The organism is Alishewanella sp. WH16-1 (assembly GCF_001441695.1).
Lineage (GTDB): Bacteria > Pseudomonadota > Gammaproteobacteria > Enterobacterales > Alteromonadaceae > Alishewanella > Alishewanella agri.
In genome coordinates this window covers 1-1,487 of sequence record NZ_LCWL01000017.1, presented here as the reverse complement: position 1 = coordinate 1,487, position 1,487 = coordinate 1, and the positions used below count along the sequence as shown (strand labels likewise).

Annotated in this window: 1 protein-coding gene and 1 pseudogene; both read left to right on the top strand. The window is 38.3% G+C overall.

The window, feature by feature from the left end:
• The first annotated feature begins 97 nt into the window (after nt 1-97).
• Nucleotides 98-1,165: a lysylphosphatidylglycerol synthase transmembrane domain-containing protein gene (locus tag AAY72_RS02370; RefSeq protein WP_057785446.1), complete on the top strand. Its 1,068-nt coding sequence runs from the start codon at nt 98-100 to the stop codon at nt 1,163-1,165.
• Nucleotides 1,158-1,487: pseudogene (locus tag AAY72_RS02365) on the top strand (glycosyltransferase family 4 protein); the annotation flags it as partial. The gene AAY72_RS02370 and the pseudogene AAY72_RS02365, both read left to right, overlap by 8 nt.

The following is a 1,487-nucleotide window of genomic DNA, read 5'->3' as shown; positions in this document are numbered from 1 at the left end:
ATTTGTGGGGATCCCTCAGGCGGAATGGATAAATTGTTTGCACTCCATTAGCGCCTTACTTGTAATTAATACGCAAAGGTTGGCTTAAAAAATCGTCATGTCAGATGTGGAAGAAAATAGCGAGAATTTCTTTATAAAAGACAAAAAGTCATGGCTAAAGCTGATTGGTTTTTCGGCATTATTTGTTTTGTTAAGCTTTTTGGTTCCCTTTAGCTTGTATAAAGAAGTAGATTCCAGTCTTAATTCTGATTTACTACAGATTTTTACTCTAGAGTTCGTTGTAGCGTGTTTCGCATTGCTTTTGGTTTATTATACTAGTGATGCTATGAGGCTTTGGTTTACCTTGCGTGCTATTGGATGCCACCAAGCGTTTAAGTCTATTTTTCCTCTTGTTTTCATAAACTTCCTTTTTTCTAATATAACTCCAATGGCTACCGGCGGAGGTGTCGCACAGGTGTGGTTTCTGCATCGACGGGGTGTTAGGTTAGGTGCTGCGACAGCCGCTACGTCCATAAGAACAGTATTAGCTAGTTTACTTATTTTTATACCTACGCCTTTTTTGTTTATGATAAACCCTCAGTTGTCCTCGGACTTATTGCAGGACGGCTGGGGCATCTTTCTGTCTGCTTTTGCTATTGGATACGTGCTGTTGAGTGCGATAGTGCTTTTGAGAATTCGATGGGTTATTCACACGCTTAAATTAATTCTAAATCAAATTCATCGCTTTGGTTTAATTAGTCAGAACACTTGCCAGCGCCGCACATGGCAAGTTACCAGAGAGCTTTTTCATTTTTCCTGTTGCATCAATATATTTCTAACGGGAAACTTACGAGATAAGCTTATGGCTATTGGTTCAACAATTTTATTTCTTGTCAGTTTGTTTTCATTTCCAGCTTTGCTGCTTTGGGGGTTGGGCTATCAAATAGACTATACCGCAGTGTTAGCATTAATGGTTATTAACACTTTTATAATGTATTTTGCACCTACGCCAGGCGCGTCAGGTATTGCTGAGGGGGTGTTCGCAATATTCTTTGGTGCAATAATCCAAGCTCCTGATTTGGTATTTATAATCATTGCATGGCGTTTTCTCACCATTTATCTCGGATTATTCATCGGTATCTTTGTAACAATATTTGAGTTTTTGTCAGGAGCTAAAAATGACTAGAAAGTATGCTCGCTGGCTATACAGAGCTTGTTTTGTTGTCATCATCCTTTTAGTTTTCTATAAAATTTATCTGAATTTTTTTGAAAAGGACTTCATAGCAGAACATGCTTTACAGGTAGAGAAAATAGAAAGCATATTAAAATATAAAGACGAGTTTAAATTTGCGGTAGTGGGCAACATTAGCAACTCAGTGGGTATTTTTGAGCGGAAGATTATTCCTTTACTTAACGAGCAAGGCTACGATTTTGTTATATCTGCGGGAAACGCAGTTTCGACTGGTGGAGAGGATAAATATAGAGCAATTTACCTGAGGTATCCCCAG

Coding starts and splice junctions, on each gene's coding strand:
- AAY72_RS02370 (WP_057785446.1), top strand. CDS start 98: ATGTCAGATGTGGAAGAAAATAGCGAGAATTTCTTTATAAAAGACAAA.